General features: G+C 70.2%; 3 protein-coding genes. 1 reads left to right on the top strand and 2 read right to left on the bottom strand.

Annotated elements, in window-relative coordinates; all coding sequences use genetic code 11:
* A partial coding sequence (locus ACTHMS_RS01200; protein ID WP_440304851.1) for a DUF222 domain-containing protein occupies positions 1–607 on the bottom strand: 607 nt, incomplete at its 3' end.
* Positions 608–832: 225 nt separating this feature from the next.
* On the opposite strand from ACTHMS_RS01200, the gene ACTHMS_RS01195 reads away from it, so the two are divergent.
* On the top strand, positions 833–2,335 hold the full coding sequence (locus ACTHMS_RS01195; RefSeq protein ID WP_440304850.1) for an AAA family ATPase: 1,503 nt from the start codon (positions 833–835) through the stop codon (positions 2,333–2,335).
* Between the two features lie 42 nt (positions 2,336–2,377).
* On the opposite strand, the gene ACTHMS_RS01190 is transcribed toward ACTHMS_RS01195, so the two are convergent.
* Positions 2,378–2,700, bottom strand: a 323-nt coding sequence (locus ACTHMS_RS01190; RefSeq protein WP_440304849.1) for an alpha/beta fold hydrolase, incomplete at its 5' end; no start/stop codon positions are given.

Below are 2,700 nucleotides of genomic sequence, written 5' to 3'. Positions count from 1 at the left end.
GGACGCGCAGGTCCAGTGCCCGGTCGTGCTGGGCGAGGCGGTCGTTCGGGAGGGTGCCGTCGGGGTTGAGCCAGGCGTGGACGTCGTGGCCGAGGTTGCGGACGACGACGGGGTCGGACTGGACTGCCGCTTCCACCAGCAGCGTCTCGACGTGGTCGTGGGCCTGCTCGCGGACATCGGCGGGCAGCGTGTCGATGCAGCGGGCGATGACGCGGGCGTGGTCGGGGTTGATCCGGCCGTCGGCCAGCGCGGCGGCAACCTGCGGGAACCGGGCGGCCAGCGGCTCACCGGTCGTCAACGCCTGCCGCGGCCCGACCGACCCGGCGGCCCTGACCCGAGCGGCGGCATCGGCCGGGTCGATCCGCAGCATCGCGTGCAGCAACGCCTTCGTGCTCTGCTGCGACCGCTTCCCCGCGATCCCGCGCCGCTCGACCTCGGCGAGCACCGCCGCGTCCAGTGCGGCGAGCCGGCACCGCAACGCCTCGACCGAGCGCACCGCGTCCAGCAGCTGCGTCTCGCTCGCGAGCGCCGTCGACGCCCCCAGAAGGTCGTCGATCTCGGCGTGCCCAGCGGGCAGCGTCCACGCCTCGACCGCCGGTGCCACCATGCCATCAGTCTACCCGAAAACGTGTTCGAAAAACAGCGCTTGAGGCCACGAAATCGTTATGAATTGGGGGTTTCGCGTTGTTGGCAGCGTGCCAATGCATGCTGACGGCCTGCCCGACCGGTTTGCGGACAACCCAACGCAGCAAGTTACGTTCATTGGACGGCACGACTGCTCACTGCCATAAATCAGGCCGACTGAGCGGAGCGCACGCGCGAAGATGTCCGCATGACCGACTTCGATGCTGCCCGCTTCGCGACCGACGTGCAGCGCTTCCTCGACTGGGCGCAGCAGTGGTCGCCCGAGCGACCCGAGAACGAAGTCGTCCGTCTCGTTGCGGATCACCTGCAGACCAACGGGCGTGACCACTCGGTCGTGTCCCGCGCAGTGCCCGTCTTCGACCATGTCAATCTGCAGACCGCACTCGACCGTTGGATGGCCGAGCGGGGGCGGTCGGTGACGGTCAGCGGCATCGCGCTTCCGCCGCATCACGGACCCATTCGCCTGCAGCAGCTGGTCAGTGGCGAGGCGTTGCCGCCCATCGCGCTCTCGGCAGCACCGCTCGTCGACCTGGCGAACGGTCCGTCCACGACACTCGCCTGTTTCCTGCTCGCACTCGTCCTGGTCGAGGACGAGCTCGGGCGCTACGTCGTGCTGGTCAACGGTCCCACCGAGCACGAACAGGGGCTCGCGGTCGAGATCGCCGGTCTGCCGGTGACCGCAGCCCAGGCAGTGCACGCGCGCCTCGAGTCGCTGCGGCGCGAGCACAACGTCTACCGCGGTCATGTTTTGGACGTCGGGCTCAACCCGTTCGGAGGCGTCGCGATCTCGTTCGCGAACATCGGTCCGACGCCCCGTGATGCCGTGGTGTTGCCCGACGAGGTGTTGCGCCGGGTCGAGCGGCATGCGTTGGGTGTCGCCGCGCACCGCGACCGGCTGCTGGCCGCGGGGCAGCACTTGAAGCGCGGCCTCCTGCTCTACGGCCCGCCCGGGACGGGCAAGACGCACACCACCAGGTATCTGCTGGGGGAGCTGACCGGTTACACGCGGCTCGTCCTGACCGGCCGGGCGCTGCACGCGATCGGGGGCGCGACCGGCCTCGCTCGCGAGCTGCAGCCTGCCGCGATCATCCTCGAGGACGTCGACCTCGTCGCCGAGGACCGGAGCTTCGGGCCCGGGTCGAGCCCGGTGCTGTTCGAGCTGCTCGACGCGATGGACGGGGCTGCTCCGGACGCCGACCTGCTGTTCGTGCTCACGACGAACCGTGCCGACCTGCTCGAGCCGGCACTGGCCGCCAGGCCGGGACGGGTGGACGTGGCCGTCGAGATCGGTCTGCCCGACGCCGACGCGCGTGCGCGCCTGTTCGCGTTGTACGCCGCCGAGGTGCCGACCGCGCTGACCGACGAGGACCGGCAGGAGGTGCGCGATCGCACCGAGGGTGTGACCGCGTCCTTCCTGAAGGAGCTCGTCCGCCGCGCGGTGCTCGAGGCGCTGCATGACCAGCGCGCCGACGGCGACGACGGCCCGCTGCGGGTCGTCGAGGGGCGACACGTCACCCGCGCCCTGGACGACCTGTCCGACTCGAGCCAGCAGGTGACACGCAGCCTGCTCGGCGTCGGCAACGATCCCGAGTCGCTGCCGGGTGGCGGCGGTGCCGGCATGCTGCCGCCTGCACCGCACGGTCGTCCCGGACGCGTCGGTCGGGGGTGGGTCGCCTACCGCTCGATGTAGCGACGAGGCGCGCCATCAGCGCTGTCGGTCAGCCGACGGAGATCACCCGGCGCGTCCGTCCAAGGTCCTCAGGAAGTCCAGCAACCCGGCGAAGTACGTCGCCTCGTCGTCGTGGAACGCCATGTGGCTGCCGTCCGGGCACAGCAGGAACCGACCGTTCGGCATCGCGACCGCCATACGACGCATGTGCTCCGGATCCATCGTGTCGTGCTCAGCACCGATGACGAGCGTCGGCACCTCGATGCGTGGCAGGTGGTCGAATCGGTCCCACTGCGCGAGCGACGCCTCGGGGCTCATGCCCATCTCGCTCGGCCCCTGCATCGAGACGTAGATCTGTGGATTGATGTGCGCGAACGCCCGCTGCA

Origin of the sequence: Jatrophihabitans sp. (genome assembly GCF_051960575.1) — a bacterium.
Classification (GTDB): domain Bacteria; phylum Actinomycetota; class Actinomycetes; order Mycobacteriales; family Jatrophihabitantaceae; genus JBQCEE01.
This window is presented reverse-complemented; position numbering and strand designations above follow the sequence as displayed.